29 protein-coding genes and 1 tRNA gene are annotated in these 26,225 nt (G+C 68.5%); 15 read left to right on the forward strand and 15 right to left on the reverse strand.

Translation table 11 applies throughout. The features are described 5' to 3' along the window. Positions 1-61: 61 nt before the first annotated feature. From SJY20_RS05175 to SJY20_RS05195, 5 genes are all read left to right on the forward strand, one after another. The gene (locus SJY20_RS05175) at positions 62-988 is read left to right on the forward strand and encodes a helix-turn-helix domain-containing protein (RefSeq protein WP_380785526.1); all 927 of its coding nucleotides are present in this window, start codon (positions 62-64) and stop codon (positions 986-988) included. Positions 989-1,056: 68 nt separating this feature from the next. Then, entirely contained in the window at positions 1,057-1,983 is a 927-nt protein-coding gene (locus SJY20_RS05180) for a hypothetical protein (protein ID WP_380785528.1), read from the forward strand. 101 nt (positions 1,984-2,084) lie between these two features. After that, positions 2,085-3,053 carry a tRNA lysidine(34) synthetase TilS gene (tilS, locus tag SJY20_RS05185; protein ID WP_380785529.1) on the forward strand — a complete coding sequence of 323 codons (969 nt, stop codon included), beginning with the start codon at positions 2,085-2,087 and terminating at the stop codon, positions 3,051-3,053. Positions 3,054-3,131: 78 nt separating this feature from the next. Beyond that, positions 3,132-5,129, forward strand: coding sequence for an ATP-dependent zinc metalloprotease FtsH (ftsH, locus tag SJY20_RS05190; RefSeq protein WP_380785530.1), 1,998 nt, complete (start codon positions 3,132-3,134; stop codon positions 5,127-5,129). A 77-nt stretch (positions 5,130-5,206) separates the two neighbouring features. Next, positions 5,207-5,575 carry a hypothetical protein gene (locus SJY20_RS05195; protein WP_380785531.1) on the forward strand — a complete coding sequence of 123 codons (369 nt, stop codon included), beginning with the start codon at positions 5,207-5,209 and terminating at the stop codon, positions 5,573-5,575. Positions 5,576-5,606: 31 nt separating this feature from the next. Here the strand turns inward: SJY20_RS05195 and SJY20_RS05200 are convergent, their stop codons facing one another. Continuing rightward, positions 5,607-6,650, reverse strand: a complete 1,044-nt coding sequence (locus SJY20_RS05200; protein ID WP_380785532.1) for a DUF3667 domain-containing protein — start codon at positions 6,648-6,650, stop codon at positions 5,607-5,609. A gap of 67 nt (positions 6,651-6,717) precedes the next feature. Between SJY20_RS05200 and SJY20_RS05205 the strand changes: the two genes are divergently transcribed. The 9 genes from SJY20_RS05205 to SJY20_RS05245 all read left to right on the forward strand — a co-directional run bounded on the left by SJY20_RS05205 (position 6,718) and on the right by SJY20_RS05245 (position 13,605). Beyond that, positions 6,718-7,995 carry a glutamate-5-semialdehyde dehydrogenase gene (locus tag SJY20_RS05205; protein WP_380785533.1) on the forward strand — a complete coding sequence of 426 codons (1,278 nt, stop codon included), beginning with the start codon at positions 6,718-6,720 and terminating at the stop codon, positions 7,993-7,995. A gap of 37 nt (positions 7,996-8,032) precedes the next feature. After that, a complete protein-coding gene (locus SJY20_RS05210) occupies positions 8,033-8,647 on the forward strand; it encodes a nicotinate-nucleotide adenylyltransferase (protein WP_380785534.1) in 615 nt (204 codons plus the stop codon). A gap of 1 nt (position 8,648) precedes the next feature. Then, on the forward strand, positions 8,649-9,053 hold the full coding sequence (rsfS, locus tag SJY20_RS05215) for a ribosome silencing factor (protein ID WP_380785536.1): 405 nt from the start codon (positions 8,649-8,651) through the stop codon (positions 9,051-9,053). Between the two features lie 13 nt (positions 9,054-9,066). Continuing rightward, positions 9,067-9,489, forward strand: coding sequence for a 23S rRNA (pseudouridine(1915)-N(3))-methyltransferase RlmH (locus SJY20_RS05220; RefSeq protein ID WP_380785537.1), 423 nt, complete (start codon positions 9,067-9,069; stop codon positions 9,487-9,489). A 4-nt stretch (positions 9,490-9,493) separates the two neighbouring features. Continuing rightward, the gene (locus tag SJY20_RS05225; RefSeq protein ID WP_380785538.1) at positions 9,494-10,657 is read left to right on the forward strand and encodes a murein hydrolase activator EnvC family protein; all 1,164 of its coding nucleotides are present in this window, start codon (positions 9,494-9,496) and stop codon (positions 10,655-10,657) included. Positions 10,658-10,784: 127 nt separating this feature from the next. Further along, positions 10,785-12,119, forward strand: a complete 1,335-nt coding sequence (locus tag SJY20_RS05230) for a S41 family peptidase (RefSeq protein WP_380785539.1) — start codon at positions 10,785-10,787, stop codon at positions 12,117-12,119. 1 nt (position 12,120) lies between these two features. Beyond that, the gene (locus SJY20_RS05235; RefSeq protein WP_380785540.1) at positions 12,121-12,603 is read left to right on the forward strand and encodes a disulfide bond formation protein B; all 483 of its coding nucleotides are present in this window, start codon (positions 12,121-12,123) and stop codon (positions 12,601-12,603) included. Continuing rightward, on the forward strand, positions 12,600-13,145 hold the full coding sequence (locus SJY20_RS05240; protein ID WP_380785541.1) for a demethoxyubiquinone hydroxylase family protein: 546 nt from the start codon (positions 12,600-12,602) through the stop codon (positions 13,143-13,145). The genes SJY20_RS05235 and SJY20_RS05240 overlap by 4 nt, the downstream gene beginning before the upstream one ends. Positions 13,146-13,158: 13 nt before the next feature. Continuing rightward, positions 13,159-13,605: a hypothetical protein gene (locus SJY20_RS05245; RefSeq protein ID WP_380785542.1), complete on the forward strand. Its 447-nt coding sequence runs from the start codon at positions 13,159-13,161 to the stop codon at positions 13,603-13,605. 34 nt (positions 13,606-13,639) lie between these two features. On the opposite strand, the gene SJY20_RS05250 is transcribed toward SJY20_RS05245, so the two are convergent. The 5 genes from SJY20_RS05250 to dapB form a co-directional block, all read right to left on the reverse strand. Next, positions 13,640-13,906, reverse strand: a complete 267-nt coding sequence (locus SJY20_RS05250) for a hypothetical protein (RefSeq protein WP_380785543.1) — start codon at positions 13,904-13,906, stop codon at positions 13,640-13,642. Between the two features lie 99 nt (positions 13,907-14,005). Further along, positions 14,006-14,449: an HIRAN domain-containing protein gene (locus SJY20_RS05255; protein WP_380785544.1), complete on the reverse strand. Its 444-nt coding sequence runs from the start codon at positions 14,447-14,449 to the stop codon at positions 14,006-14,008. A gap of 84 nt (positions 14,450-14,533) precedes the next feature. Further along, positions 14,534-14,610: transfer RNA gene (locus tag SJY20_RS05260), tRNA-Arg, on the reverse strand. Beyond that, the gene (gene nth, locus SJY20_RS05265) at positions 14,588-15,301 is read right to left on the reverse strand and encodes an endonuclease III (protein ID WP_380785545.1); all 714 of its coding nucleotides are present in this window, start codon (positions 15,299-15,301) and stop codon (positions 14,588-14,590) included. Before nth ends, SJY20_RS05260 begins: the two co-directional genes overlap by 23 nt. Continuing rightward, positions 15,298-16,026 (reverse strand): 4-hydroxy-tetrahydrodipicolinate reductase, encoded by a 729-nt coding sequence (dapB, locus tag SJY20_RS05270; protein WP_380785546.1) that lies wholly within the window; start codon positions 16,024-16,026, stop codon positions 15,298-15,300. The genes nth and dapB overlap by 4 nt, the downstream gene beginning before the upstream one ends. A 133-nt stretch (positions 16,027-16,159) precedes the next feature. Between dapB and SJY20_RS05275 the strand changes: the two genes are divergently transcribed. Continuing rightward, on the forward strand, positions 16,160-16,921 hold the full coding sequence (locus SJY20_RS05275; RefSeq protein ID WP_380785547.1) for a hypothetical protein: 762 nt from the start codon (positions 16,160-16,162) through the stop codon (positions 16,919-16,921). Between the two features lie 12 nt (positions 16,922-16,933). Here SJY20_RS05275 and SJY20_RS05280 read toward each other — a convergent pair whose 3' ends face one another. The 9 genes from SJY20_RS05280 to SJY20_RS05320 all read right to left on the reverse strand — a co-directional run bounded on the left by SJY20_RS05280 (position 16,934) and on the right by SJY20_RS05320 (position 26,101). Then, on the reverse strand, positions 16,934-17,683 hold the full coding sequence (locus tag SJY20_RS05280) for a nucleotidyltransferase family protein (protein WP_380785548.1): 750 nt from the start codon (positions 17,681-17,683) through the stop codon (positions 16,934-16,936). Next, positions 17,680-18,567: a hypothetical protein gene (locus SJY20_RS05285; RefSeq protein WP_380785549.1), complete on the reverse strand. Its 888-nt coding sequence runs from the start codon at positions 18,565-18,567 to the stop codon at positions 17,680-17,682. Before SJY20_RS05285 ends, SJY20_RS05280 begins: the two co-directional genes overlap by 4 nt. Next, entirely contained in the window at positions 18,564-19,616 is a 1,053-nt protein-coding gene (locus tag SJY20_RS05290; RefSeq protein WP_380785550.1) for a diacylglycerol/lipid kinase family protein, read from the reverse strand. Before SJY20_RS05290 ends, SJY20_RS05285 begins: the two co-directional genes overlap by 4 nt. A gap of 67 nt (positions 19,617-19,683) precedes the next feature. Then, positions 19,684-20,148 (reverse strand): DUF2141 domain-containing protein, encoded by a 465-nt coding sequence (locus SJY20_RS05295; protein ID WP_380785551.1) that lies wholly within the window; start codon positions 20,146-20,148, stop codon positions 19,684-19,686. A 45-nt stretch (positions 20,149-20,193) separates the two neighbouring features. Further along, on the reverse strand, positions 20,194-21,537 hold the full coding sequence (locus SJY20_RS05300; protein ID WP_380785552.1) for a lipopolysaccharide biosynthesis protein: 1,344 nt from the start codon (positions 21,535-21,537) through the stop codon (positions 20,194-20,196). 31 nt (positions 21,538-21,568) lie between these two features. Continuing rightward, positions 21,569-22,678: a CDP-alcohol phosphatidyltransferase family protein gene (locus tag SJY20_RS05305; protein ID WP_380785553.1), complete on the reverse strand. Its 1,110-nt coding sequence runs from the start codon at positions 22,676-22,678 to the stop codon at positions 21,569-21,571. Between the two features lie 136 nt (positions 22,679-22,814). After that, a complete protein-coding gene (locus SJY20_RS05310) occupies positions 22,815-23,924 on the reverse strand; it encodes a hypothetical protein (protein WP_380785554.1) in 1,110 nt (369 codons plus the stop codon). Beyond that, positions 23,921-24,655 (reverse strand): NTP transferase domain-containing protein, encoded by a 735-nt coding sequence (locus tag SJY20_RS05315; RefSeq protein WP_380785555.1) that lies wholly within the window; start codon positions 24,653-24,655, stop codon positions 23,921-23,923. The genes SJY20_RS05310 and SJY20_RS05315 overlap by 4 nt, the downstream gene beginning before the upstream one ends. Positions 24,656-24,694: 39 nt before the next feature. Then, a complete protein-coding gene (locus SJY20_RS05320) occupies positions 24,695-26,101 on the reverse strand; it encodes an efflux transporter outer membrane subunit (RefSeq protein ID WP_380785556.1) in 1,407 nt (468 codons plus the stop codon). Positions 26,102-26,225 lie beyond the last annotated feature (124 nt).

A 26,225-nucleotide genomic window follows, 5' to 3' on the forward strand; every position in this document is an offset into this window, starting at 1 on the left:
GGCCTCTGTGACATGGGAGCCCAAGCCAGGCCAACCCGGACGGCCGCATGCGGAGACGAGAATGGACGAGGTCGACACCGGGCACCCTGCGGCACCGGCGCAACCCGAACGTGCCGGCGACGTCCTTCGTATCGCACGCGAGGCTCAGGGCCTAACGCTTGCCGATGTGGCGGCGCGGACGCGGGTGCCGCTGCGGCATCTGGAGGCGATCGACGCATCGGATTATGCCGGGCTGCCATCGCCGACCTACGCGGTCGGTTTCGGCAGGGCGTATGCGCGCGCGATCGGCGCCGACGAAGTCCGGATCGCGCAGATGGTCCGCACCGACGTCGCCAAGCTCGGTCGGCGCACCCCCGAATACGAACCCTATGCGATGACCGATCCCGCGCGCGTGCCCTCGCGTGCGGTGACGGTGGTCGCGCTCGGGCTGGCGCTCGCGGTGCTGATCCTGGTCGGGCTGTGGTACGGCACCGACTGGTTCCGCGCCCGCGACACCGGCGGTGCGAGCGGTCCGGCGACCGTCGCCACCGTGCCGGCGCCCGCGGTATCGGTCGCCGTTCCCAAGCCCGCGCCGACCGGCGGGCAGGTGACGCTGGCCGCGACCGACGAGGTCTGGATGCGGGTCTATGATGCCGACAACAAGACGCTCTACCTCGGGACAATGAAGCCCGGCGAGAAGTTCGACGTGCCCGCCGGCGCGAACCAGCCGATGATCAACGTCGGCCGCCCCGACAAGCTGACGGTGACGCTGAACGGATCGAGCGTCCCGCCGCTCGGCACTGGCGAACGCGCGATCAAGGACGTCAAGGTCGGACCCGCGGCGATCGCCGCGCGGCTGGCCGGTACGCCCGAACCGCAGGCGGACGCCACGCGGTCGACCCCGGCGTCCAGCGAACGCCGTACCCAGCGCAATCGGCCCCGCCGCGCGCTCACCGAAACCCAGCGCGCCAACCTGCAATCGGCCACCAATACGTCGCCCGCCCCTTAAGGCTGGCGACAGGATGGCTGTTGCAGCTATACGGTCCCCATTAACCACTGCACCGGGGGGTGTCGGCCATGCGTAAATCTGTTCTGATCGGCGTTTGCGCCATGATGTTGCCCGGCGGCGCGATGGCGCAGTCGGGGGTCGAGGGCCGCGTCGGCAAGCTCGAAAGCGAAATGCGCGCGGTGCAGCGCAAGGTGTTTCCGGGCGGCGCGGGGCAGTTGCTCCAACCCGAGCTCAGCGGTCCGCAGGCGACCACGGGGCCCGGACCCGGATCGCCCGCGACCAGCGCGATCGCCGACCTGTCGAGCCGTGTCGCCTCGCTGGAGCAGCAGATGGCGGGCCTGACCGGGCAGATCGAGCAGAACACCTACAAGACGCGCCAGCTCCAGGATGCGTTCGACGCCTATAAGCGCAGCAACGACGCGCGGATGAAGTCGGTCGAGGGCGGGGCGACCCCGCGCGCGACCGGCGATACCGATCCCGGCCTGTCCGCTCCCGCGCCCACCACCGGCGCGTCCCGTCCGACCACCAAGCCCGAGACGGCGTCGAAGCCCTCCGGTCCCGACCGTGCGCGGCTGGTCGATGCGGTCGAGAAGCCGTCGACCGGCGACGCCCCCGAGGATGCCTATCTCTACGGCTACCGCCTGTGGTCCGCGAAACTCTACCCCGAGGCGGAAGTGCAGTTGAAGAAGGTCGTCGCCGACTATCCCAAGAGCAAGCGCGCAAGCTATGCGCAGAACCTGCTCGGTCGGGCTTACCTCGACGACGGCAAGCCGAGCCTCGCCTCGATGGCGTTCTACGACAACTACAAGAAGATGCCCGACGGCGAACGCGCGCCGGACAGCCTGTTGAACCTCGGCGCCGCGCTGACCAAGCTCAACAAGGCAGCCGATGCCTGCAAGGTCTATGACGAGCTGACAGACGTGTACGGCGCGAAGATGTCGGCGGCGATGAAGGCCGACGTCGCAAAGGGGAGGTCGACCGCGAAATGCTCGTGAGTTGACGGCAGGCGGGCATGGAGAGGATATCAGCAACTGAACGCGGTGGCCGGTAAGGTCGCCCGGTTGCGTACGTGCCAATTTACGGTTCCAAGTTCCTGATGATCGACGAAGCCCCACGGTTCCGCGCCGACCTCGATCGGATCGCGCACGACATCGATCGGCCATTCCTGGTCGCGGTGTCCGGCGGCCCGGACAGCATGGCCATGCTCACCCTGGCAGCGGACGCGTTTGGCGGACAGGTCATGGCGGCGACCGTCGATCATCGCCTGCGCGCCGAGGCCGCGAGCGAGGCGGCGATGGTTTCGGCGCATTGCGCCAGCATCGGCATTCCGCATGCAATACTGGCACCGGCAAATCCGATCACCGGCGCCAGCATCCAGGCGCAGGCGCGCACCAGCCGCTATGCCCTGCTCGCCGATCATGCCCGTGAGCGCGGAGCACGCGCGATCCTCACCGCGCATCACGTCGACGACCAGGCCGAGACCTTCCTGATGCGGGCCGCGCGGGGATCGGGCCTTGCCGGGCTCGCTGGCATCCGCGCGCGGACCGAGATTTCCGGAATTACAATACTGCGGCCATTGCTCGACTGGCGGCGCGCCGAACTGCGCGCGATCGTTCGGCGCGCGGAAGTGCCGTTCGTCGACGATCCGTCGAACCACGACGAACGCCACGACCGCACCCGCTTTCGCCGGCTGCTGGGTGAAAATGAATGGCTCGACCCGCCGCATCTGGCCCGCTCGGCGGCGACGCTGGCGGAGACCGATGCGGACGTCCGCGCGATCGTCGAATGGCTATGGACGGAACGCGCCGTACGCACCGACGGCGAGGTTCGGCTGGCGACCGCCGGACTGCCGCGCGAACTGCTTCGTCGGCTTGCGCGTCGCGCCATTGGATCCGTTCGCACGGATGCTGCGGTGACCCAGCCCGACTGGAGCGACTCGGCCAATATCGAGCGCCTGCTCGACGCGCTGATGACGGGAAAGCGATCAACCCAGGCGGGGGTACTGGTGTCGCCGCGCGGTGGCGGATGGCGTTTCCGCGTGGCACCGCCACGCCGTGACGGATAGCACCCCCGTTCGGGCGCTTGTTCCATTGCCATTAACCTGCGGGCGCTTATCTTGTGTCGTGAAAGGTATCCGGCACCCATGAGCGACAACGACAATCGCGGCGACAAGCCCCAGGGCCCCGACAACGGCGGCAATGGCGGCGGTAACGGCGGCGGCAGCAACCCGTGGATGAAGAGCCTGTTGATCTGGGTCGGCATCCTGCTGGCACTGGCGGTGTTCGTGACGATGTTCGACAGCCGGGCGACGACGACCGGCGGCAACACGATCGCCTACTCGGCGTTCCTCGACAAGGTCGACGAGGGCACCGTCAAGGACGTCAACATCAGCCGCGATATGATCTCTGGCACGCTGTCCAGCGGCGAGAAGTTCCGCGCCTATCCGATCCCCGATTCGACGCTGGTGCCGAAGCTGCGCGACAAGGGCGTCTCGATCAGCGCCAAGCCCGAAGAGGGCCCGTCGGTGCTGATGCTTTTGCTCTATCAGTCGCTGCCGTTCGTGCTGTTCCTGGGCATCGCGTACTTCGTGCTCAAGCAGATGCAGAAGAATTCGGGGTCGGGCGCGATGGGGTTCGGCAAGAGCCGCGCCAAGATGCTGACGCAGAAGGAGGGTAAGGTCACCTTCCAGGACGTCGCCGGCATCGACGAGGCGCGAGAGGAACTGGAGGAGATCGTCGAGTTCCTCAAGGACCCGACCAAGTTCGCACGGCTGGGCGGCAAGATCCCGAAGGGCGCGCTGCTCGTGGGCTCGCCTGGTACCGGCAAGACGCTGCTCGCCCGCGCCATCGCAGGCGAGGCCGGCGTACCGTTCTTCACGATTTCGGGTTCGGACTTCGTCGAGATGTTCGTCGGCGTCGGCGCCAGCCGCGTCCGCGATATGTTCGAGCAGGCCAAGAAGTCCGCGCCGTGCATCGTCTTCATCGACGAGATCGATGCGGTCGGTCGTCATCGCGGCGCAGGTCTCGGCAACGGTAACGACGAGCGCGAGCAGACGCTGAACCAGCTGCTGGTCGAGATGGACGGCTTCGAAGCGAACGAAGGCATCATCATTATCGCCGCGACCAACCGTCCCGACGTGCTCGATCCCGCGCTGCTGCGTCCGGGCCGCTTCGATCGCCAGGTCGTGGTGCCTCGCCCGGATATCGAGGGTCGCATCAAGATCCTCGAAGTGCACATGAAGAAGGTGCCCCTGGCGCCGGACGTCGATGCCCGCGTCATCGCCCGCGGCACGCCGGGCTTCTCGGGTGCCGATCTTGCCAACCTCGTCAACGAGGCGGCGCTGACCGGTGCACGGAAGGGCAAACGCCTCGTCGCGATGGCCGAGTTCGAAGAGGCCAAGGACAAGGTCATGATGGGCGCCGAGCGTCGCAGCATGGTCATGACCGACGACGAGAAGCGGATGACCGCGTATCACGAGGCCGGCCATGCCGTCGTCGCGATGCACGAGCAGGCGTCGGACCCGATCCACAAGGCGACGATCATTCCGCGCGGTCGTGCGCTGGGCATGGTCATGCGGCTGCCGGAGCGCGATTCGTACAGCTATCACCGTGATAAGATGTACGCGAACCTTGCCGTCTCGATGGGCGGGCGCATCGCCGAGGAACTGATCTTCGGCTATGACAAGGTCTCGTCGGGCGCGTCGGGCGACATCCAGTACGCCACCGGTCTGGCGCGCGACATGGTCACGCGCTGGGGCATGTCGGACAAGGTCGGTCCGCTCGAATATGGCGAGCCGGAGGGCGAGTCGTTCCTGGGTTATTCATCCAGCCGTCCCGCGCGGATGTCCAATGCGACCGCGCAGCTGATCGACGACGAGATCAAGCGCATCGTCGAAGGCGGTCTCGATCGTGCCAAGCATGTGCTCAGTGAGCATATCGACCAGCTTCACACCGTCGCCGGTGCGTTGCTCGAATTCGAGACGTTGACCGGTGACGAGATCAAGAAGCTGATCGCCGGCGAGGACATGGATCGTCCCGCACCGGGCGCGAAGATCGCGTCGGTGCCCAAGGCCGGCACGTCGATCCCCAAGACGCGGCGCCCTACCGGCCCGTTCGGAACGCCTAGTCCGTTGGGCGCCTGATCGGTTCCCCGATCGGTTCATCGCGGCGTAAGCTCGACCGGTTCATGGGTCGGCCTTTCCAGTGGAAGGGTCGGCCCATGTCGTTTGTGCGTACGGTTGTTGCTAGTCTGGTTCTGGTCGGCGTTGCGGTTCCTGCCGATGCGGCGATGACCGTGCAGACGTTTCTGTCGCGCGCCAACGCCTTGCGCGACCAGGGTCCGATGGCGTTGATGTCGCCCGATCTTCCGGTCCTCAAGGCCGAAGCCAAGCAGGCGACGACCCAGCTCAGGTCGGAAGGTGCTGCCCGTGCAGCCGCGGGCAAGAAGCCGATCGCCTGCGTGCCCGACGGCGAGAAGATCGGGATCATGGACATGCTCGACGGTCTCGCCGCGCTGCCCGCCTCGGTCCAGAAACGTCCGCTCAAGGATGGGTATGCGCAGGTGCTGGCCAAGCGCTTCCCGTGCTGATGCCGGTTCGCTGCGGCTTCGCTGATCCGGCCTAGTCCGTCAGGCCGTGCAGCAGGAGCAGCACGACGAACGTAATCAATGCCGTGAATGCGAACGCCAGCAGCACCGCGGTCCGCCATGCCGCCGATCGCTTGCGCAACTCATAGGCGCCGCGCAACTGCGCGAACATGTGGATCGGCGGCACCATGAAGGCCGCGAAGGTGATCCAGCCGCTCGGCAGGCCTGCTAGTCGGGCAAGCATCAGCGTGATTGTCAGCAGCATCATGAACGCCAGCGAATAGGTGACGAATATCGCGTGGTCGTACAGATGATGTCGACGCCGCCACAGGAACAGCAGCGCGACGAACGGCACCGATAGCGGGATCAGGACCCAGCTGTATTTGTACGCGCTGGTCTGAAGCTTGTAGACCGTGAGACCGGGATTCGAGCGTGCCTTGGCGAGGCCGTGATCGAGCCGCGCCCAGCCGGTCTTGAGATCGGCAGAGCCAAACACGCCGACCTGGTCGGAGGTCGTCTCGAGCCCGCGGATGGTGGTTCGGAGCACGGCGCGCTCGGTGTCGAGATCGCCCGTCTTCGTGCGTGCCCGCTGCGCCTCGACCCGGGCGAGTTCGGCGCGAGCGGCCTCGAGTTTCGCGCTGGTCTTCGCGCTGCTGGTGTTCGACGCGGCCTCTTGTGCAAGCTCGCTCATCTCGCCGCCGACCGCGCTGATCGTCGCGAACATCAGGAAGACCGAGAACAGGAACAACGCCAGCGGCGAGACGAAGCGCGCGCGCTCGCCCTGCACGTATCGGCGGGTCAGCGTGCCGGGATGGAGGACCAGCATCGGGAGCGTGCGCCAGATCTTGCCCTCGAAATGAAAGACGCCGTGGCCGATCTCATGCGCGATCGCGCCCAGCGAGCGGTGGACGTGCCCGGCCTGCCCGCAGGCATGGCAATGCTCGCCGATCAGCCGCGTGCCGCAGTTGAGACAGAGCGCACCGCCACCTCCGTGCGCTTCCCCCGCATCCGGTTCGAACGACCGCGCCAGCAGCGCGCCCGTCATCGTATCCGCTGCCGCCCCGATATCTGCCGTCATGCACGCCCCCCGGTGTACCCCGCGTAAGGCGTAGCCCGCCCAGCGGTTTGGCGCGAGGGGGAATGCCATGCTAGCGAAGATCATGGCCGATGCAGCAAACCCCACCGCCCTGATTGCCGACATGGGCGTGCGTGCACGCGCCGCCGCAACGACGCTCGCGGCAGTGCCGACCGCGACCAAGGCGGCTGCCCTACGCGCCGCCGCCGCGGCGATTCGCTTGGCCGAGCCGACGATCCTCGATGCGAACGCCCAGGATATGGCGAAGGCGCGCGAAAGCGGGCTGTCGGGTGCCATGCTCGACCGGCTGTCGCTGGATCCGGCGCGGATCGCGGCGATGGCGGGCGGCGTCGAGGCCGTGGCGGGGCTCGACGATCCGGTCGGCGCCGAGATCGATTCGCGTGACCGTCCCAACGGCCTGCGCCTGACAAGGGTGCGCGTACCCATCGGCGTCATCGGCATCATCTACGAAAGCCGCCCCAACGTCACCGCCGACGCCGCGGCGCTGTGCGTGATGTCGGGCAACGCGGTGATCCTGCGCGGCGGATCCGAGGCGGTGGCGAGCAACCGCGCGATCCATGCCGCGATGGTCGCCGGACTGGTCGAGGCCGGGCTTCCCGCCGATGCCGTGCAACTGTTGCCGACCACCGATCGTGCCGCGGTCGGCGCTATGCTGGCGGCGGACGGGGTCATCGACCTGATCATCCCCCGCGGCGGCAAGAGTCTGGTCGCCCGCGTTCAGGCCGAGGCGCGCGTGCCCGTGCTCGCGCACCTCGACGGGATCAACCACGTCTATGTCGACGCCTCCGCGGACCCGGCAATGGCCGAGGCGATCGTGGTCAATGCCAAGATGCGGCGTACCGGGGTCTGCGGCGCAATGGAGACGCTGCTGATCGACCGAGCCTATCCGCACGCCGCTGCGCTTGTCCGTGCGCTCGCGGCGACGGGGTGCGAGGTGCGGGGCGGTCCCGGCCTTCGCGCGCTGGTCCCCGAACTCGCCGCCACCACCGACGCGGATTGGGACACCGAATATCTCGAGGCGATCGCCTCGGCCGGACTGGTGAACGGCGTCGAGGGCGCGCTGACCCACATTGCGCATCACGGATCGCATCACACCGACGCCATCGTCGCGGCAGACCCAGCGGTCGCCGAACGCTTCCTGTCCGGCGTCGACAGCGCGATCGTGCTGTGGAACGCCTCGACGCAGTTCGCCGACGGAGGCGAATTCGGCCTGGGTGCGGAGATCGGTATCGCCACCGGCCGCCTCCACGCCCGCGGGCCGGTCGCGCTGGAGGGGCTGACGACCTACAAATGGATCGGCCGCGGCTCGGGTCAGGTGCGCACTTGACGCAGCCTGCGCGAGGCAATCACGGAATCGCCGAACGGTGAGCCGCATCGGCGTGCTCGGCGGCTCGTTCAACCCTGCGCATCGCGGGCATCGTGCCATCACGCTCGACGCGATCGATGCGCTCGGGCTCGACGAGGCTTGGTGGCTGGTCTCGCCCGGCAATCCCCTGAAGGACGCGGCAAGCGACATGGCCCCGTTCGCCGCGCGACTCGCGTCTGCACGCGCGGCATCGCGACGTGCACCGATCCGCGCGACCGATATCGAGTGCCGCCTCCACACCCGCTACACGCTCGACACGATCCGTAAACTGAAGCGGCATTACCCGAAAAATCACTTCATCTGGCTGATGGGTGCGGACAATCTGGCCGAATTCCACCGTTGGCGCGGGTGGCGCCGAATCGCCGCTGAGGTTCCGATTGCGGTAATCGCGCGGCCGGGATATGACGGACGCGCCCTCGCGGCTCCCGCGATGGGATGGCTGCGACGCTTCCAACGGCCCGCAGCCAAGGCGAAGAGCTGGACGACGTGGAGATTGCCGGCACTTGTGCTGTTGCGCTTCCGACCCGACCCGACCTCCGCGACCGGCCTGCGCGCCGGCGATCCCGACTGGTACCGGCGTTTTGCCGGGCCGGTAGCCCAACCCAGGAGCTGACTTGGCCACTTCCCCTACCGTTCCCCGTGCGACCGACCCCGAAGAGGTGGCGGCGCTGCATGCGCTGATCCTGGCGTCGCTGGATGATGATCAGGCGGTCGAGACGATCTCGATCCCGCTCGCCGGCAAGACCAGCATCGCCGACTTCATGGTGATCGCCAGCGGCCGCTCGACGCGGCAGGTGGCATCGATGGCGTCGAAGCTGGCCGAGCGCATCAAGGGCGAACTGGGCCGGTTGACCCGCATCGAAGGCCTGCCGACCGCGGACTGGGTCCTGATCGACGCCGGCGACGTGATCGTCCACCTGTTCCGTCCCGAAGTCCGCAGCTTCTACAATCTCGAGCGGATGTGGGCGTTCGGCGATGCGCCGACGCCGCCCGCGGCCCCGATGATGAATGAAGACTGACGCGTAGCCGGCGATGCTGCTTCACATCGTCGCGCGCGGCCGGATCGGGCGATCGCCCGAGGCCGAGCTGGTCGCGCGCTATCTGAAGCGGATCGCCTGGCCGACGCGCGTGACCGAACTGCCCGACACCGGGGGCAAGATCCCCGCGGTCGAACCGCAGACTCGGCGCGTGCTGCTCGACGAGACCGGCGAAACGCTGTCCTCGACCGCGTTTGCGCGAATCCTCGAACGCTGGCGCGACGACGGCGTTCGCGAGGTGCGGTTCGAACTCGGCGCCGCGGACGGCTTCGACGATGCAGCGCGCGGGCAGGCGGACCTGCTGTTTTCGTTCGGGCGCGCGACCTGGCCGCACCTGCTCGCACGCGCCATGCTTGCCGAGCAATTGTTCCGCGCCACCAGCATCCTTGCCAACCACCCGTATCACCGCGAAGGTTGACCCCATGCGGGTGGGGATTGTTCTGGCGATAGGCGCGTGCGGGCTCGCGCTGGGCGGAGGCGTGGCGATGCCACCGCTCGCCGAGCAGCAGGCGCGTCTCGCGGCTGCCAAGCGCGATGCCGCGATCGCGACGCGGCGCGCGGACCAGCTGGCCGATGCTGCCGCCACCGAACGCGGTGCAGCCGAACGCGCGCGCGCCGATGAACGCGCGCTCGCCGCCCGTGTCACGGCCGCGGAAGCGGAACTCGCGGCGGCGCAGGCACGGGTCGCGATCGTCGACCGCTTGCTGGCCGCCCAGCGCACCCGGCTGGGGACGGCGCAGGCGCCGGTCGCGCGACTGCTGGCGGCGCTGGAATCGCTGGCGCGGCGGCCGACGATCGTCGCCATCGCACAACCCGGTTCGGTCGACGACCTTGTCCATGTCCGCGCCGTGCTGGGCAGTGCGTTGCCGGTGGTGCGGGCGCGGACCGCCGGCGTGCGCGCCGAACTCGCCGAGACGCGACGCCTGCAGGACAGCGCGACGCTGGCCGCCACCGCACTCCGCGACGGCCGCATCCGCCTGGAATCCGATCGCGTCGCGCTCGCCCAGCTCGAAGCCGTACACCGTCAGCGCAGCCAGGCCTTCGGGCGCGGCGCGCTGGATGAATCGGATCGCGCGGTGGCGCTTGGTGAACGTGCGCGCGACCTTGTCGACGGCATGGCGGAGGCGGGGACTGCGGACGCGACCGCCGCCAGCCTCGCCGGGCTTCCGGGCCCGTTGCCGCGCCCAGTCGCCGCCGGCACGATCTGGCCCGCGCCGCCGCACGGCATCTACCGTCTCCCGGTCGCCGGCCGCCTCGTCACCGGGTTCGACGAGGTGTCCGACGCCGGGGTCCGATCGCGCGGACTGACTTTAGCAACCGCAGCCGGGGCAGGGGTGGCCGCACCCGCCGCCGGCATCGTCCGCTACGCCCGCCGCTTTCGCGGATACGGCGTCATCGTCATCCTCGACCACGGCGATGGCTGGACCAGCCTCGTCACCGGCCTCGCGCGCGTCGTTGTCGCGCCGGGTCAGCAAGTTGCGCTCGGCGCCGCGCTCGGCACTGCCCCTGCCGGTGACGATCCCCGCGTGACCGTCGAACTGCGTCGTCGCGGTCGACCCATGGATGCGGCGGCGTTGATCGGATAGCTTGCGCTCGCCCCACCCGCCCAAGGCGATCGGGTGGCGCAGTCAGCCGCGGTTCACCGCCATGCGGCTTTGCTCGCGACGCAGATTGCCGCTAGGCTCGTCGGCACCTCGTGCTCCAGGACTCTTGATGCCTCGTCCGATCCTTACCGCGACCGCAATCCTCGGCGCGCTGACGCTTATTCCGCTCGCGACGTCGGCGATGGCCGCGGTCGACACCGATACCTACCGCGAGTTCGACCAGTTCCTCGACGTCTTCAACCGCGTGAAGGCGGAGTATGTCGACAAGGTCGATGACAAGACGCTGATCAAGGGCGCGATCCAGGGCATGCTGGCCGCGCTCGATCCGCATTCGAGCTATGTCGACGCGCTCGACTACGAGAATCTGCGGATCATGACCGAGGGCAATTACGGCGGCCTCGGCCTTACCGTGCAGATGGAGGACGGCGCGATCAAGGTCGTGGCGCCGCAGGAGGATACGCCCGCGGCCCGCGCAGGGGTGAAGTCCGGCGACTACATCACGCATATCGACGGCAAGCTGATCTACGGCGATTCGCTCGACGAGGCGATCGGCAAGATGCGCGGCAAGCCCGGCACCAAGATCACGCTGGGGCTTGTACGCCCGGGCCGCGACAAGCCGCTCGAGGTCTCGATGATGCGTGAGATCATCGTCCAGAAACCGGTGAAGTGGGAAGTCCGCGGCGACGTCGGCTATATCAACATCAATACCTTCAGCGAAAACACCGGCGCCGACACCCGCGCCGCGATCATGAGCATCGACAAGTCGCTCGGCCACCGTCCGCTCGGCTATGTCGTCGACCTTCGCGAGAACGGCGGCGGACTGCTGACCCAGGCGATCGCGGTCAGCGACGCGTTCCTCGACCACGGAGAGATCGTCAGCCAGCGCGGCCGCGAAAAGACCGATATCGAACGCTATTACGCCAAGCCCGGCGACGATGCGCACGGCCTGCCGGTCGTCGTGCTGACCGACCCCGGCACCGCCTCCGCGTCCGAGATCGTCGCGGGCGCGTTGCAGGATCACCACCGTGCGTTGATTATGGGCGAGCGGACCTTCGGCAAGGGCTCGGTGCAGACCGTGCTCCCGCTCGGCCCCCAGACCGCGTTGCGCCTGACCACGGCGCGCTACTTCACGCCGTCGGGCCGGTCGGTGCAGGAGGGCGGGATCGAACCCGACATCAAGGTGCCCCAGATCAGCGACCCCGACTACAAGTCGCGCCCGGTGTTCCGCGAGGCGGACCTGCGGAAGCATCTGATCAACGAGATGAAGGCCGACAACGCGGTACTGGAGGAAGACGCCAAGACCGACCCGCGCTTCGCCGCGACACCCGAGCAGTTGAAGAAGCAGGGCATCGAGGACTTCCAGCTCTATTACGCGCTGAAGACCGTCGCGCGGCTGGGTGGCGCCGCGCAGATCGCCGCCGCGACCAAGCCGCCGGTCAAGTAGGATGACCAAGAACCAGGAACTCGCGCGCGCGATCGCGTTCGGACTGCCGCTGCTGCTGGTGCTCGGCGCACTCGCGTCGCAGTATATCGGCGGGCTGTACCCCTGCGAGATGTGCCATTGGCAGCGCTGGCCGCATTATTCCGCGGTGCTGATCGCAGGTGGCGCGTTCGTCGTGCCCGGCCGCGAGATGCGGCGGTCGCTGGTCCTGATCGCGGCGCTGCTGATCGCGCTCAGCGGGGCGATCGGCGTGTTCCATGCCGGCGTCGAATATCATTGGTGGAACGGCATCACCGCCTGCACCTCGACCATCGCGGGCGGCGCGACGACATCGGCCGAGCGGCTGGCGGCGATCATGAACGCCCCGATGATCCGTTGCGACGTCGCGCAGTGGCGGTTCGCGGGCATCTCGCTCGCCGGGTTCAACGCAATCCTTTCATTGGGCGGCGCACTCACCATCTTGTCGCTCATGAGGAAGACACGATGACCGCGGCGACGCGCTGGAAGCCCGGCGACCGCAAGCGCGCCACCGATGCGATGGTCCGGGTCGATCAGGCCGGCGAGTTCGGCGCGATTCGCATCTATGCAGGCCAGCTGGCGGTGCTGGGCGACCGCCATCCCGCTGCGCGGTCGATCCACCACATGGCGCAGCAGGAGGAACGCCACCGTGCGTTCTTCGACCGGATGATCGCGGAGCGCGGCGTCCGGCCGACGATCCTGCAGCCGATCTGGAGCGTCGCCGGCTTCGCACTCGGCGCGGTGACCGCGGCGATCGGCCCCGCAGCGGCGATGGCCTGCACCGCCGCGGTCGAGACCGAGATCGACAAGCATTATGCCGAGCAGCTGGTCGAACTGGGCGACAGCGATCCCGAATTGTCCGCGGCGATCGCCGATTTTCAGGCCGAGGAACTCGAGCACCGCGACGCCGCGCTCGCGGCCGGAGCCGAGACCGCTTTCGGCTATCCGGTGCTCAGTACGCTGATCCGGCTCGGCACGAAAATCGCGATCGCGACCGCCAAGCGTATCTGATGGGAGTGTGCGTATGAGGATCTTGATGGCCGCCCTGCTGGTCGCAGCCCCGGCAACGGCGCAGACCGTAGCCGGCCCCGTAGCGGCACCGGCCAAGCCGGCGTCGACCACGCCCGGTCAGGTGTCGCGCAACGCGCCGATCAACGGCGTGCTGACGCTGTTCGGCAACGAACGCTGCCCGACCAACGCGAATGGTGACGAGATCGTCATCTGCGTCCGCCGCAGCGCGCAGGAGCAGTACCGCGTGCCCAAGGAACTGCGCGATTTCGTCGTCACGCCCGAGAACGAAAGCTGGGCCGCAAAGGCGCAGGGGACGATGGATGCCGGCGTCGGCGTCAACAGCATCGGCAGCTGCTCCGCGGTCGGCGTCGGCGGCGCCACCGGATGCTTCGGCCAGAACGTCCGCGCCGCCCGCGCCGAAAATCGCGCGAAAGCGGCGGAAGTGCCGGTTCTGCCGTAACGCCGCTGGCGTAGGCGACGCGCTGATCGGACGGTCAGGTCTGGTTGTCCAGCGATGCATACCATTCGGCGTACGGCGTATTCTTCGCCATCCGCCGGTTGAGGTCGGCATCGCCGTCCCACCACACCGGGCCGCGCTCGCCCAGCGCGACCTTGGCCGCATCGACGGCAGCCCGCGCCTCTCGAAGCGCGGCGCTGTCGCCACTGGCTAGCGCATCACGCACGGCGCGCCGCGCGTTCATCAACTGACCGACCAACGCCGCGCGGTCGCTCTCTGAGAGATTGGGGTTCGCCGGCGCCAAAGCCGCCCTCGTACGACTATGTAGCGGCCATCGGGCGTCACTGCAGGCGACGGCCTGGTTTGCTTGGTCATCACGGTGCTGCATCGAAGCTGATGCCGATCACGCGCCGAACTCCGGCCCCTCGTCGTCTGGGTAGAATACATCCGGATCGAACGCGGTCCGAGGCCCGGCGCGCATCGAGCGAGGCGCGGGCGGCGCTTCCTGCGGCTCCGTCGGCACCGGCTCCAGGGTAGGCGACCCACCGCCGAACCGGATCCGGATATAGGCGCCGCTGCGAACCAGCGCCTGGAAGACCGCGACGACATTGCCCTCCTGCATGCGCTTCCCGATCAGCGGCGCGCGCTCGGCGCTGATATAGCCCATCTGGACGCCGCGAACCGACCAGACCGCGACCGCGTTGCTGTCGAAACTGTTCCTGGGCTCGGCGCGCAACTCGACCGGGTCGCCCGGCGCGCAGAGCATGATCTCCATCCGCCGGTTCGACTTGCTCTTGTCGGCGTTTGGAAAGTCCATCCCGACGATGGAGGTGGTCAGCTCGTCCATGGACGCATCGTGCCCGACTTGCGCGTACAGGCATAGGCTTGCCGATGGACCGTGCGCTGCCTGAAGTCATCGATGTCGTGGGAATGGTGCACCCGGCCCGATTCGAACGGGCGACCCCTGCCTTCGGAGGGCAGTGCTCTATCCAGCTGAGCTACGGGTGCGCTGTCGATCGCCTAGCAAAGCCGGAGCAGCGGCGCCAGTCGTTTTCATCGCCTTGGGCGGCGGGGTCTTGGGTTTGTAGGCGCAAAGATCCGCAACGATGCAGCGCCAGCATTCGGGCGTCCGTGCCTTGCAGACATAGCGACCGTGCAGGATCAGCCAGTGGTGTGCGTGCAGGCGGAACGGTTGCGGCGTCGCCTTGTCGAGCTTGAGTTCGACCGCGAGCGGCGTCTTGCCGCGCGCAAGGCCGGTGCGGTTGCCGACGCGGAAGATGTGCGTGTCGACCGCGAAGGTCTCGGCACCGAACGCGACGTTCATCACGACGTTGGCGGTCTTGCGCCCGACCCCCGGCAGCCGTTCCAGCGCATCGCGATCGGCGGGCACCTCGCCGCCGAAGTCGTCGATCAGCATCTGCGACAGCGCGATGACGTTCTTCGCCTTGGTGTTGAACAACCCGATCGTGCGGATATGCGCCTTCAGGCCGTCGAGTCCGAGCGCAACCATCTTCGCCGGCGTATCCACCTCGGCGAAGAGCGCCCGCGTCGCCTTGTTTACGCCGGCATCTGTGGCCTGCGCGGACAGCGCCACCGCAACCACCAGCGTGAACGGATTATGGTATTCGAGCTCAGTCTCGGGGTGCGGATTGGCCTCTGCCAGTCGCGCATAGAAGGCGAATATTTCGGCCTTCTTCACAGCCCGAGCACGTCGCCCATCCGATAACGCCCGGCCGGCTGGTCGGCGAGCCACATCGCCGCACGCACCGCACCGCGCGCGAAAATCGAGCGGTCGTCGCCGCGGTGGTTGAGTTCGATCCGCTCGCCCTCGCCGGCGAAGATCACGCTGTGATCGCCGATCACCGATCCACCGCGCAGGCTCGCGAAGCCGATCGTGCCCTCGCTGCGGCTGCCGACCAGCCCCGCGCGGCTGTCGACGCGCAGCTCGGCCAGTGAAGACCCGCGCCCTTTCGCGGCAGCTTCGCCGAGCAGCAGCGCGGTGCCCGACGGCGCATCGACTTTATGGCGATGATGCATCTCGACGATCTCGACGTCCCAGTCGGGCCCCAGCCGCGCCGCGGCCTCGCGCACCAGAATGCCGAGCAAGGTCACGCCGAGCGAGGTGTTGCCGGTCTGCAGCACCGCGATGTCCAGCGCCGCCTCGTCGATCAGCGACTGGTGCCGCGGGGACAGTCCGGTGGTGCCGACGACGATGCCGGTTCCGGCAGCCCGGGCGGCGGCAAGATGCGCCTCGAGCGCGGTCGGGGTGGAGAAGTCGACCAGCACGTCGGCGACGGTGGCCAGCGGCGCGGGATCGTCGCCGGCATCGACGCCGCCGGCAAGCTGCGCGCCCGCCGCCTCGATCGCGTCGGTGATCGCGCGGCCCATCCGGCCGGCGCTGCCATAGATGCCGATCGCGGTCATGCGGCGTCGTCCGTCTGGACGGGTCGATTGGTGTGATTTGGCATGCTCCATCCTTGGCACAAAGCGGGGGGCGGGGGACAGGGTGTTTCGAAACCATTGCGACGAGCGCACCGCGGGTCTAGGCGATCCGGCAATGCACGGATCCTATCTGAACCGGTCGGATTCGGCACGTCGTCGTCGTGCGGCAGCGTTCGTGCTGACCGTGCTGGCGCATATCGCGATCATCTGGGTCCTGCTGCATTTGTCCCCCAGCCTGACGCCGCGCGCGCTGGAGCGAACGCTGAGCACGTTCCAGGTGACGCCGCCCCCACCGCCGCCGCAGATCGCACAGGCGATCACCGAGAAGCCGACGCCGAAGAAGGACGGAGGCTCGCAGGCCCGTGCGAAGGACCCGGTGGCAAAGGCCCCGGCGCCACCGGCCGCGCAGGCGACGGTCTCGCCGTTCGGGCTGCCAGGCGGCGCCGCGCTGTTCGAATCCGCCGATATCGGCAAGCTGCCGCAGCATCCGGAGGACAGTACGACCGGCGGCAATGGCGACGGTGCCGGCAAGGGCAAGGGCAGCGCTGCGGTCTATGGCCCCGGCGAGGGACCTGGCGGCGAGCAACTCTACGACGTCGACTGGGTCAAGCGCCCGACCGACGCCGAGCTGTCGCCGTTCCTGCCGGCGAGCGTACCGCCCGGGAGCTGGGCGATGATCGCGTGCCGGATGGTCGAGGGCTACCGCGTCGAGAATTGCCGCTCGCTTGGCGAATCGCCGCCGGGATCGGGTCTCGCTCGCGGGATGCGACTGGCGTCGTGGCAGTTCCGCGTGTTCCCGCCGCGTGTCGGCACAAAGAAGATCATCGGTGGCTGGGTGCGGATCCGGATGGATTTCACGAAGAGTGCGAAGCCGTAGCGGCTGGCAGCGTCAGTTTGCGGTGAGCCGCCGCACCAGATCCAGATCCTCCGGCTTGTCCACATCGACCGCCGCCAACCCGAACGGGCTCGCTACCGCGGCAGCATCCAAGCCCGCAAGCCGCCCCAGATGCGCCACCGCCTGCACCAGCGTCAGTCGCCCGAGCAGATAGCGCAGCAACGTCCCAACCCCCAGCCGGCGGACGATCCGCCACGGCCGCTTGCGATCCGCCTCGACCTGCGCCCACAGGTCCAGCGCCGCGACCGATCGCGCGGTGCCGAACTGGAACAGGTTGCACCCCGACCACGCACCGTCGGCAAAGCGCAGATAAGTCCGCTTCGTGCCCGGCGCCGCGGCCTCGATCACGTCCTGCCGCGCGAGCAGCACCGCGACGTCGGCGCCTGCCGGAATGTCGGCACGGAACCGCGTCACCCAATCGGCTTGCAGCAACGCATGGTCCGCCGTCGTCACCAGCAACGGCGTGCCGAGCGCTTCGACACCCTGCCGCACGCTCAGACTGGGCCCACCCGCCGCCTGCAGCACGTGCAGGCCCAGCGAACGGGCATGCGCGCCGACCGCCTCGTCCGATACCGACACCGCGATCTCGCCGGCGCCCGCCTCGGTCAGCGCCCGCGCCACCCGCGTCAGCAGCGTCTCGCCGTCGAGCAGGATCAACGCCTTGTGCGCGACCCCGGCATAGGCCGCGAGCGGATCGACCCCGCCGCGCGAGCCAGCGAGGATCAACGCCTTGAACCCGCTCACGCGCTACGCCGCGCGCGGTAGAGGCGCCAGAACACGCCGGGCGCCGCGAGCAACGGATGTGCCTCGCGCCACGGCGTCAGCGGCACCGGGATGCCAGTATGCCGCTCGATCTTCCAAGCGCCATAGCGCGCCGCGCCGTCAAAGGTGAACGCCGCGCGCACCAGGCGGGCGATGTTGATCGGCTTGCCCATCCGTCGTCGCGTGGCCCAGGCCTTCACCAGGGATTCGCGTCGCGCGGCGGGTAGGGCGGGGCGCAGCATCGTCCCATCGGCAGCATAGGCGATTCCGTCGGCCGCCCAGGCGAGCGGCAGCAACGCATCGTAGCGGTCCGGATCGAACGCCAGGATCTGCGCCTCCCGCCCGCTCTTCTCGACACGAAACTCGGCGGCATAGGTCTGACGGAACAGCGCCCGCCAAAAGCTCCCTGCCGTGCCCGCGACCGGGCCCAGCGCGGCGGCGAATCGCGCGGCCGATTTGGCAGCATCGGCGATCGCGGCGGCGACGGCTTCGCGATCAGCGTCGTCTCGCGCCCAGACCAGCGCCGAGGGCTGGACGAAGCGCGTCCAGATCGTCGTGTCCAGCGTCCGCGCCGCCGCGGCATCGGCGAAGGTCGCCAGCCGCATCGTCGCGATCTTGGCGCGCAGGCGTTCGCCATCCTGGTCGAATTCGCGATAGCCGACCGTCGGCCACATCCCGCGTTCGCGCGGTCCTGCGGTCAGTACATAGAAGTCGAGCACGCCTTCGCTGGAGCCCGTACGCAGGTTCGATCCATAAAACAGCACTGCCGCCGCGCCGTCGGTCTCGGCGAGCTGGGTCGCTACTGCGCGCACCGCATCGGTCGTCGGCGCGCGCAGATCGCGCCGCACGACATCGGCAAGGGTCACGGCACCACGAAGCGGATCAGCGGGGCCTGGCTCACGGTCAGGTCGCCGCCGGGATAGACCTCGCCGTCGAGGATGAAGTCCGCGTCGATATGCAACCCGAACGACGGCGTATCGATCCGGTGATACCCTGCGCGATCGAGCCAGCCGGGCGATGCGCCGCCGACGACCAGCGGCGCGGCCAATGCCAGCCACCGCGGCGGTGCATCGACCAGTAGCGTCTTCATGCCTTCGCGGGGCGTGCCGAACGGCCGCACCCCGACGGGCATCCGGACCATCGTCGACGCCAGCAGGATGTAGCGTGCGCGGTCGCTGTCGGTGTTCGCGCCCGCGCCGGCCGTTGCGGGATAGCGCACCCGCATCCGCTCGCCACGCCGCCAATCGCTCGTTGCCCCGCCGACCAGCGTCTGCAGGATGCCCCAGCCTGTGGCGAGGGCGACCGCGACGCCCTTGAACGCGCCGGCGTGATGCGTGCGCTGCGCCAGCGCCGTGGCACTGACGAACGCGCCGGCGCCAAACAGGAAACCCCGCAACGGAGCCCCCCCTTGGCGTGCGACCTCGATCGGGCTGCGCGCAACGACGTTGCCATCACGCGCCGCGGTCAATGCACGGCAAAGCGACCAGTCGTCGGGGATGCCCAGATCGAGCGCCAGCGCATTGGTCTTGCCCGACGGCACGATCGCGACCTTGGGCCAGGCGTCCTTCCAGATCGTCGCGCCACAGGTCAGCACATCGCGGATCGTGCCGTCGCCGCCGTCGATGACCAATAATTCGATGTTCAACCGCGCGAAGTCGGTCAGGACCTCCGCCAGTTCAGCCTGCGTCCGCGGCGTCGCGGCGAGCACGGTGCCCGATACGAACGGACGTGTCGCCTCGACGCTGCTGCGGTTGCGGTGGCTCTTGGGATTGCAGATGATGCCGGTGCGGATCCGCGAGGCCGCCGAGCGTGCCTCTCCGAAGCCCGCCTCGCCGGCACCAGCGTCGGTCGTCCGCAGCGGTTGCGTCAGGGCAGCGATCTGGAACGCTTGAAAGTCTGAGACAGCATTACGCACAGGTCTGGCTACTCGTCCGTGCGCGTCACCGCTACACTTTTATGGCAAATTCGTTGCGGCTTCATGGCTAGCGACCGTAGCGCATCGTCATACGAACGATGCGACCGTTGGCCGGAAGCTGGAACCTGGTAGCGGCGAATGATGGCAATCCGATGGTCGTCGGCGCGTCGTTCGAAAAGCCGTAGCCTTCCTTCGGCGTGAACAGCGTCCGGTTGAATTTATGGTCGCTATTCTCGTCGTGATATTGCGCGATCGCGTAATAGCCGGGCGGCAGCCAGAAGCACGCCCGCGGCTCGACCGCGGACACGCGAGCGCGTGCGAGCTTGCCGCCCTTCGACAGGAAGCGGCTCTTGTCGTCGGGATAGACCGTGAACGCGACCTCGCCGGTCCGGTTGTGCAGCGTCGTCGCTTCCAGGATCAGCCGCGCCGCGCCGCCGCCGGGCGTGCCGACGCAGGTCTCTGCATTGGCCGGTGCAGACGACAGGAGAAACGCACCGGCAAGCAGCGCGGGGGTCAGATGTAGATAACGCATGGGATCACCTATCGTTCGGGTCCTGAACACAGGATGAGCGCATTCTCACCGTGCGATGACGCGCGGCAGTCGGATCATCAGCATTAGCCCCGCGCTGAGCGAGCCGATCAGTACCGCCAGCGCCATGCCGAGCGAGCTCAGCACCGGGATCAGCGCCCATGCTGCCACCGCCATGATCGCGACGCTGACGCTGCGCGCGACGAACACGTCATGCGCGCCGCGGCCGTTGGCGGTCATCACGGTTTCGAGCCCGACGATCGTGAGTTCGACGCAGCCCGCCGCCGAGAGCGCGATCAGCACGGGATAGCCGACGCCGAACCCCGGGCCGCCGATCGTCTCCAGTGCCTGCCGGCCGATCGCGACCACCACCGCCATGATCACCAGGCTGCCAAGCGCGCTGCCCAATGCCATCCGGCGCAACAACCGCATGATCGTCGCGCGCTCGACCATCCGCACGACCTCGGCAAACGCGGCGCGCGACAGCATCTGCGACAGCTTCGCCAACGCCTGCGCCAACTGCGCGGTCAGGCGGAAGATGCCCGCAGACGACGTGCCGACGAACGCGCCGATGACCAGCAGCGGCACCTGCTTGCTCGACAAGTTGAGCGTCGAATTGGCGTTGATGCTCAGCGCGAACCGGACAAATCCGGGGTTCTCGGCCGCAACCCGGCGCCAATCGAACCAGTCGCGTGCGGCAAACAGTCGCCAATCGCCGTCGCGGATGATCAACGCCCAATAGGTCATCGCGGTAGCGAGTTCCGCCAGGCCCCAGGCCAGCAGGAACCCCTGCACGGTCGGATGGAACCACATCACCACCGCGGCGCCGACGAACCGCATCACCGGCGTGACGCTGTCGGCGATGGCGGCGGACGAGAAGCGATCGCGCAGCCGCAGGATCCCGGTCGGCGTCGAACGGATCGTCAGCAACTGCGTGACGGTGAAGATCAGCGTCGCGCGCAGCAGCGTCGGACCGATCCCGAACGCTTCGCCCCAAAGCTCCAGGATCGCGACCGCCATCGCGATGCCGAGCGTGGCGCTGGCCAGGTCGAGCACCGCGCAGGTGCGGAACAGCCGGCCGAGCCGGGCGGTGTCGCCTTGAGCTTGTGCCTCGATGCCGTAGCGGACGATGATCTGCCAGGTCTGGAACGCGACCAGCGTCGCCAGCGCCTGCGATGCGCCCGAAACCAGCGCGAACCGGCCGAAATCTTTCACGCCCAGGCTGCGCGTCGCAAAGCCGATATAGAACAGCGACAGCACCGCGACGACGCCGCGGCTGGCGAGCAGCCACCCGAGGTTGCGCGCGACCGCGCCCATCGCGCCCTGAAGCCGCAATGGGCGGCCGCGAAACGACAGTGCGCGCAAACGGGAAAGGCGGTCGCCGATACTCATGTCGACGCCGCCCCTAATGGCCTGTCGCGGGTCAGGCCAGCCAACTCGTCAGCGTCTCGCCCTTCGCGCGGCGTGCGATCGCCTGCAACAGGCGGACGAGGTGGACGACCAGCGAGATCGCGGTCCACGCGGCGACGCCGATGATCCCCCAGTCGGGCCGGGTAATGAGCAGGCAGGCGAACAGGATCACCATGTTCGGGTTGCGCCGTGCGGTGACCAGCCGGAAGCGGCTGTCGAAGCGTTCCCAGACATGGATGTGCATGGAAAATCGGACGATGAACGCCCCCTCGATCAGCCGCTGCGCGACGTAACCGAACAGCATCGTACCGATCACCCACCAGAAGGTCGAATCGTCGAGCGGCCGCCCATAAGGCGCGCAACCCGCCGCCCACGCCCACCACCAGAAGGGCGGGTGGACCAGGTCGACGCCGTGATCCCAGGCGTTACCCAGTTTCGACGCGGTGATCGTGCAGCGCGCCAGCTTTCCGTCGACGGTGTCGAGCACCATGAAGACCAGGCCGGTGGCGAGCCCGCTCCAGAACCAGCCATGCCAGAACGCGATCGTCGCGACGATGCACAGCACCGATCCCAGCGCGGTGACCTGGTTCGGCGTGATCCCGGCGCGCGCACACAACCGCGTGATCGCCAGCGCCCATTCGGGCCACAGATATTTGGTCAGCAGGTCGGTGACGCCCTTATACGCCCCGACATAGCTGGCGCGCTCGATCCCCGGCACGGCGGCGGGGACCAGGCGCTCGGCGAACGGCTTTTCGCGCTTCCGGAGCGCCTCGTTGAGGATGCCTTCTTCGGCTTCGGCTGCGATCACGGTCAGGTCGGTCACAGGCATCGCCGCATCGTCGCGCATCGCCGCCTCGACGACGGCGCGCTCCGCCGCATCGCGGACATGCGCCAGCACGGGAATGCCGCCGCGCGTGACGACGGTGCCGGGCCGGGTCTTCAGATGCGCGGTCCACACCGGATCGAACGCGAACGCACTGTTGGCGAGGATCGCGGGGCCACCGGTCTCCGTCGTCGCGAACCCCTGCGACACCGCGATCCGCCGCGTCCGCTCGGCGTTCGTCATGCCCCAGAGCAGGGTCGGATTGGTGCCGATGGGTACGAGAGCCAGTGAGGATTCCATCCGTTGCCGATACCCGATTACGCAGCGAATTAAAGCAGGACGCTTCTATGATACCGTTCTCCCGCGAAGGCGGGAGCCCAGGGTCAAGCAGCGCCGCGTTTGCGACTCCTGGGCCCCCGCTTTCGCGGGGGAACGGCTAAGTGTTGAATGCCGAGAGCACCTGCGCCGCCGCGCGCGCCGGCGCGCTGCCCGCAATATCGCCCAACGCGTCCTCGACGAAGCGTGCCTGGAACGCCGCAAACCCCGGATGAACTTTTGGTGCGTGGTCCAGTGCCGGGATCAGCGCATCGAGCGTCTCCACGACCTCGCCCGCACCCCACATCGCGTAGGACTCGTCGCCCCGCCAATCCGAGCCAAGTGCATTGAGGAACACGCAGGGCCGCGGGCGGATCATGTATTCGACGACCTGGCTCGACGTGTCGCCCAGATAGAGGTCCGCCGCGGCGGTATAGCTGCCGTCGACCATCGCGAAGCTGTCGAGGTCGACATGCACGCCCGGTCGCCCGACTAACCCCGCGGCGAACGCCCTGACCTCGGGCGCGCGTTCGGCCAGACGCTGGTGCGGCGCGAAGATCAGATTGTAGCGCCCGTCCGTGAGCACCCGATCGACCACCTCGGGCCCCCAGCGCCACCACGACGATCGATGCGCCTGCCAGTGCGGCGTATACAGCACCACTGGCTTGTCGTCGGCGAACAGCGTCGCCGCAGGGGTCCGTTGCCTGAACGCCGCCTTCACATAACCGGTGGTCACGACCCGCGAGGGCGAATCGCCGCCCGCGATCAGCGCGCGGCGATCACGTTCCGCAGCCACCAGCGTCCGCCACCCGGCGCGGCGCCGCCAATGGCCGCGCGCCATCATCGATCCGGCGCCGTGGAAGGTATCGATGAACCGGGTCTTCATCGGCAGCACAGCGGGGAGCCAAAGGCTCGTCTGCTCGGCACACACCACCACCGGCGTCCGCGCCAGATACGGCAGCAGCCGGACCAGCATCGGCAGCTTGGCGGGCAGCGCCGGATTGCGCCCCTCGGCTTCGTCCACGATGCGAAAGCCCGGCGCCCGGCGGATCCGGACGCTCGGCAGGTCCGCGGTCCATCGCCCCAGCAGCGCCGCGTGCATCGACGTGCTGACCCACAGTTCGATCGGCAGCTCGGGGTCAGCCGCCGCCAGCGCCTCGACGATCGGATAGAGATGCGGGATCAGCAGCGTCTCGCCCAGGAACAGGAAGGCGACTTTCCGCCGCATCATTCGGTGTCGCCGCCCGAAGCGCCGTGATGATCGCGCTGCCACAGGTCGATATCCTCGGGCCGGTCGATCTCCTGCCACCGCGTTCCCGGCGCGATCCGCACCGCGGTAACGCCGGCGGTCTGCGCGACCCGGCGGACGACGGCGTGGTGATAGGACTGGGCGCCGCCCTCTTCGCCGATCACGTCGCGCAACGCGTCGGCATAGGCGGTGCCGCCGGTCGACACGATCAGCCCGAGCGAGCGATCGGTCGGGACGTGGCCGGGGATGTGCTTGCCGACGGTAACGACGCGGGTGCCGTCGGTCTCGACCAGCATGTCGTCGAGCCCCGGCTGCGACAATCGCTCGACGACCAGCTTCATACCGTCTTCCGGACTGTCGATCGCGAGACGCAGGATCGCGGTTTCGAACAGGGTGTCGCCGTTCATCAGCGCGAACGGCTCGGCCAGCGCGGCACGCGCCGCCCAGACGCTGCCGATGCTGTTGGCGATCGACCAGAACGGGTTGAAGACGAGCTCGGTCGGAAACCCGTCGCGTGCCGCCAGATGCGCCGCGACCTGTTCGATCCGGTAGCCGCCGACGATCACCGCACTTTCGAATCCCGCCGCCGCCACTGCATCCAGCTGATGGTCGAGGATCGCGCGGCCGCCGACCGCGACCAGGCATTTCGGCGTGGTCAGCGTCAGCGGCAACAGGCGCGAGCCGTGTCCCGCGGCGATGATGATGGCCTTCATCCGCGCGCCCCTAACGGACAATCATGGCAGGAAAAAGCGTCAGCGTCGCGTCGCGGAAACGTCGGCGGGCGACCAGCCGCCGCCCATCGCCTGATACAGCGTGACGTAAGCGGTAAGTCGGTCCGCCCGCGCCTGCACCAGCGACAGTTCGGCGGTGAGCAGCCCGCGCTGCGCATCGAGCTGGTCGATATAGGCGGAATAGCCGGCGCGGTAGCGGTTCGACGCGTTGCGGAGCGCGCCCGCGAGCGCATCGCGCTGCCCGGCCAGCGCCATCGCCTGCTCGCCGGAACGTTGTACCCCTGCGAGGCTGTCGTCGACCTCGCGGAACGCCTGCAGCGCGGCGCGGCGATAGGCGAATGCCGCCTGGTCGCGCCGTGCGGTCGCGACGTCGGCCTGCGCCCGCAGCCTCCCGCCATCGAAGATCGGGCTGAGGATGCTCGCACCAATCGTGAACACGCCGATCGGGTTTGCGAGCGCGGTCGACAGCGCCACGCCGGCGGTGCCGGTCAGCGCGAGGTTGGGCAGCATCGCCGCGCGTGCGCTGTCGAGACTGCGGTCGGTGGCGACCAGCGTCTGTTCGGCCTGGTATAGGTCGGGCCGCCGCCGCAGCAAATCGGCGGGCAGGCCGTCGGGGATCGCCGGGGTCGCAAGCCGGTCGAGCGGCACCCCCCGCGGGATCGCGCCGGGGCTGTCGCCGAGCAACAGGCTGAGCGCGTTTTCCTGCCGGCTGATCGCGAGCTGGGCTGCAGGCACGAGCTGTTCGGTGGCGCGGTACTCGGCTTCGGACTGGCGAAGCTCGAGGTTCGAGGTGTAGCCGGCCTCTGCACGCCGCCGCGCGATCCGCAGGCCTTCCGCGCGCGCCGCCAGCGTCTCGCGCGCGACCGAAAGGCGCAGGTCGAGCGCGCGAAGCGTGATGTAACTGGTCGCGATACCGCTCGCGATCGCCAGGCGTACGGTGTCGCGCGCGCCTTCGCTTGCCAGCAGCTGGGCCTGCGCGGCGCGGTTCGCCTGGCGCAGGCGGCCGAACAGGTCGAGGTCGTAGCTGATCGAGACCCCGGGCTGCGCGCCGATCGCGTCGGACGGCGTCCCAAGCGGGCTGACGGTCTGGCCTGTGGTGCCGGGCAGCGACCCTCCGATCGACGGCGTCCGCTGCGCCCGCGCCAGCCGCTCGGTCGCCCGCGCCTCATCGATCCGCGCCGCCGCGCTGCCGAGATCGGGGTTGTTGGCGAGGCCGCGGGCGACGAGGCGCGTCAACACCGGATCGCCGAACGCGCTCCACCAGTCCGCGCGAATCGCGCCGCCGGCGGGGAGGGCCGTGCGCCACGCGGGGGGTGGCGCGACCGCGGTGGACGCCGGGGCGGAAGGGCGGGGGCCGATGCAGCCGGCGAGGGTGAGCGCTAGGGTCGTTGCAGCAAAAAGACCTCCAGTCAGCCTTCCCCCCGGCAAGGGGGCGGGGCGCGCAATACCCGATCCTCCCCTGCAAGGGGAGGTGGCAGCCCGCAGGGCTGACGGAGGGGTGTCGCCCTCTCGATAGCGGGTCACCCCTCCGTCTGGCTTCGCCAGCCACCTC

This window comes from Sphingomonas sp. R86521 (genome assembly GCF_042466235.1).
GTDB lineage: Bacteria > Pseudomonadota > Alphaproteobacteria > Sphingomonadales > Sphingomonadaceae > Sphingomonas.

Excerpts from the sequence above, each read along its gene's own strand:
- SJY20_RS05175 (WP_380785526.1), top strand. The coding sequence starts at position 62 with ATGGACGAGGTCGACACCGGGCACCCTGCGGCACCGGCGCAACCCGAA.
- SJY20_RS05180 (WP_380785528.1), top strand. The coding sequence starts at position 1,057 with ATGCGTAAATCTGTTCTGATCGGCGTTTGCGCCATGATGTTGCCCGGC.
- tilS (WP_380785529.1), top strand. The coding sequence starts at position 2,085 with ATGATCGACGAAGCCCCACGGTTCCGCGCCGACCTCGATCGGATCGCG.
- ftsH (WP_380785530.1), top strand. The coding sequence starts at position 3,132 with ATGAGCGACAACGACAATCGCGGCGACAAGCCCCAGGGCCCCGACAAC.
- SJY20_RS05195 (WP_380785531.1), top strand. The coding sequence starts at position 5,207 with ATGTCGTTTGTGCGTACGGTTGTTGCTAGTCTGGTTCTGGTCGGCGTT.
- SJY20_RS05200 (WP_380785532.1), bottom strand. The coding sequence starts at position 6,650 with ATGACGGCAGATATCGGGGCGGCAGCGGATACGATGACGGGCGCGCTG.
- SJY20_RS05205 (WP_380785533.1), top strand. The coding sequence starts at position 6,718 with ATGCTAGCGAAGATCATGGCCGATGCAGCAAACCCCACCGCCCTGATT.
- SJY20_RS05220 (WP_380785537.1), top strand. The coding sequence starts at position 9,067 with ATGCTGCTTCACATCGTCGCGCGCGGCCGGATCGGGCGATCGCCCGAG.
- SJY20_RS05225 (WP_380785538.1), top strand. The coding sequence starts at position 9,494 with ATGCGGGTGGGGATTGTTCTGGCGATAGGCGCGTGCGGGCTCGCGCTG.
- SJY20_RS05230 (WP_380785539.1), top strand. The coding sequence starts at position 10,785 with ATGCCTCGTCCGATCCTTACCGCGACCGCAATCCTCGGCGCGCTGACG.
- SJY20_RS05235 (WP_380785540.1), top strand. The coding sequence starts at position 12,121 with ATGACCAAGAACCAGGAACTCGCGCGCGCGATCGCGTTCGGACTGCCG.
- SJY20_RS05240 (WP_380785541.1), top strand. The coding sequence starts at position 12,600 with ATGACCGCGGCGACGCGCTGGAAGCCCGGCGACCGCAAGCGCGCCACC.
- SJY20_RS05245 (WP_380785542.1), top strand. The coding sequence starts at position 13,159 with ATGAGGATCTTGATGGCCGCCCTGCTGGTCGCAGCCCCGGCAACGGCG.
- SJY20_RS05255 (WP_380785544.1), bottom strand. The coding sequence starts at position 14,449 with ATGGACGAGCTGACCACCTCCATCGTCGGGATGGACTTTCCAAACGCC.
- dapB (WP_380785546.1), bottom strand. The coding sequence starts at position 16,026 with ATGACCGCGATCGGCATCTATGGCAGCGCCGGCCGGATGGGCCGCGCG.
- SJY20_RS05275 (WP_380785547.1), top strand. The coding sequence starts at position 16,160 with ATGCACGGATCCTATCTGAACCGGTCGGATTCGGCACGTCGTCGTCGT.
- SJY20_RS05295 (WP_380785551.1), bottom strand. The coding sequence starts at position 20,148 with ATGCGTTATCTACATCTGACCCCCGCGCTGCTTGCCGGTGCGTTTCTC.
- SJY20_RS05300 (WP_380785552.1), bottom strand. The coding sequence starts at position 21,537 with ATGAGTATCGGCGACCGCCTTTCCCGTTTGCGCGCACTGTCGTTTCGC.
- SJY20_RS05305 (WP_380785553.1), bottom strand. The coding sequence starts at position 22,678 with ATGGAATCCTCACTGGCTCTCGTACCCATCGGCACCAATCCGACCCTG.
- SJY20_RS05310 (WP_380785554.1), bottom strand. The coding sequence starts at position 23,924 with ATGATGCGGCGGAAAGTCGCCTTCCTGTTCCTGGGCGAGACGCTGCTG.
- SJY20_RS05315 (WP_380785555.1), bottom strand. The coding sequence starts at position 24,655 with ATGAAGGCCATCATCATCGCCGCGGGACACGGCTCGCGCCTGTTGCCG.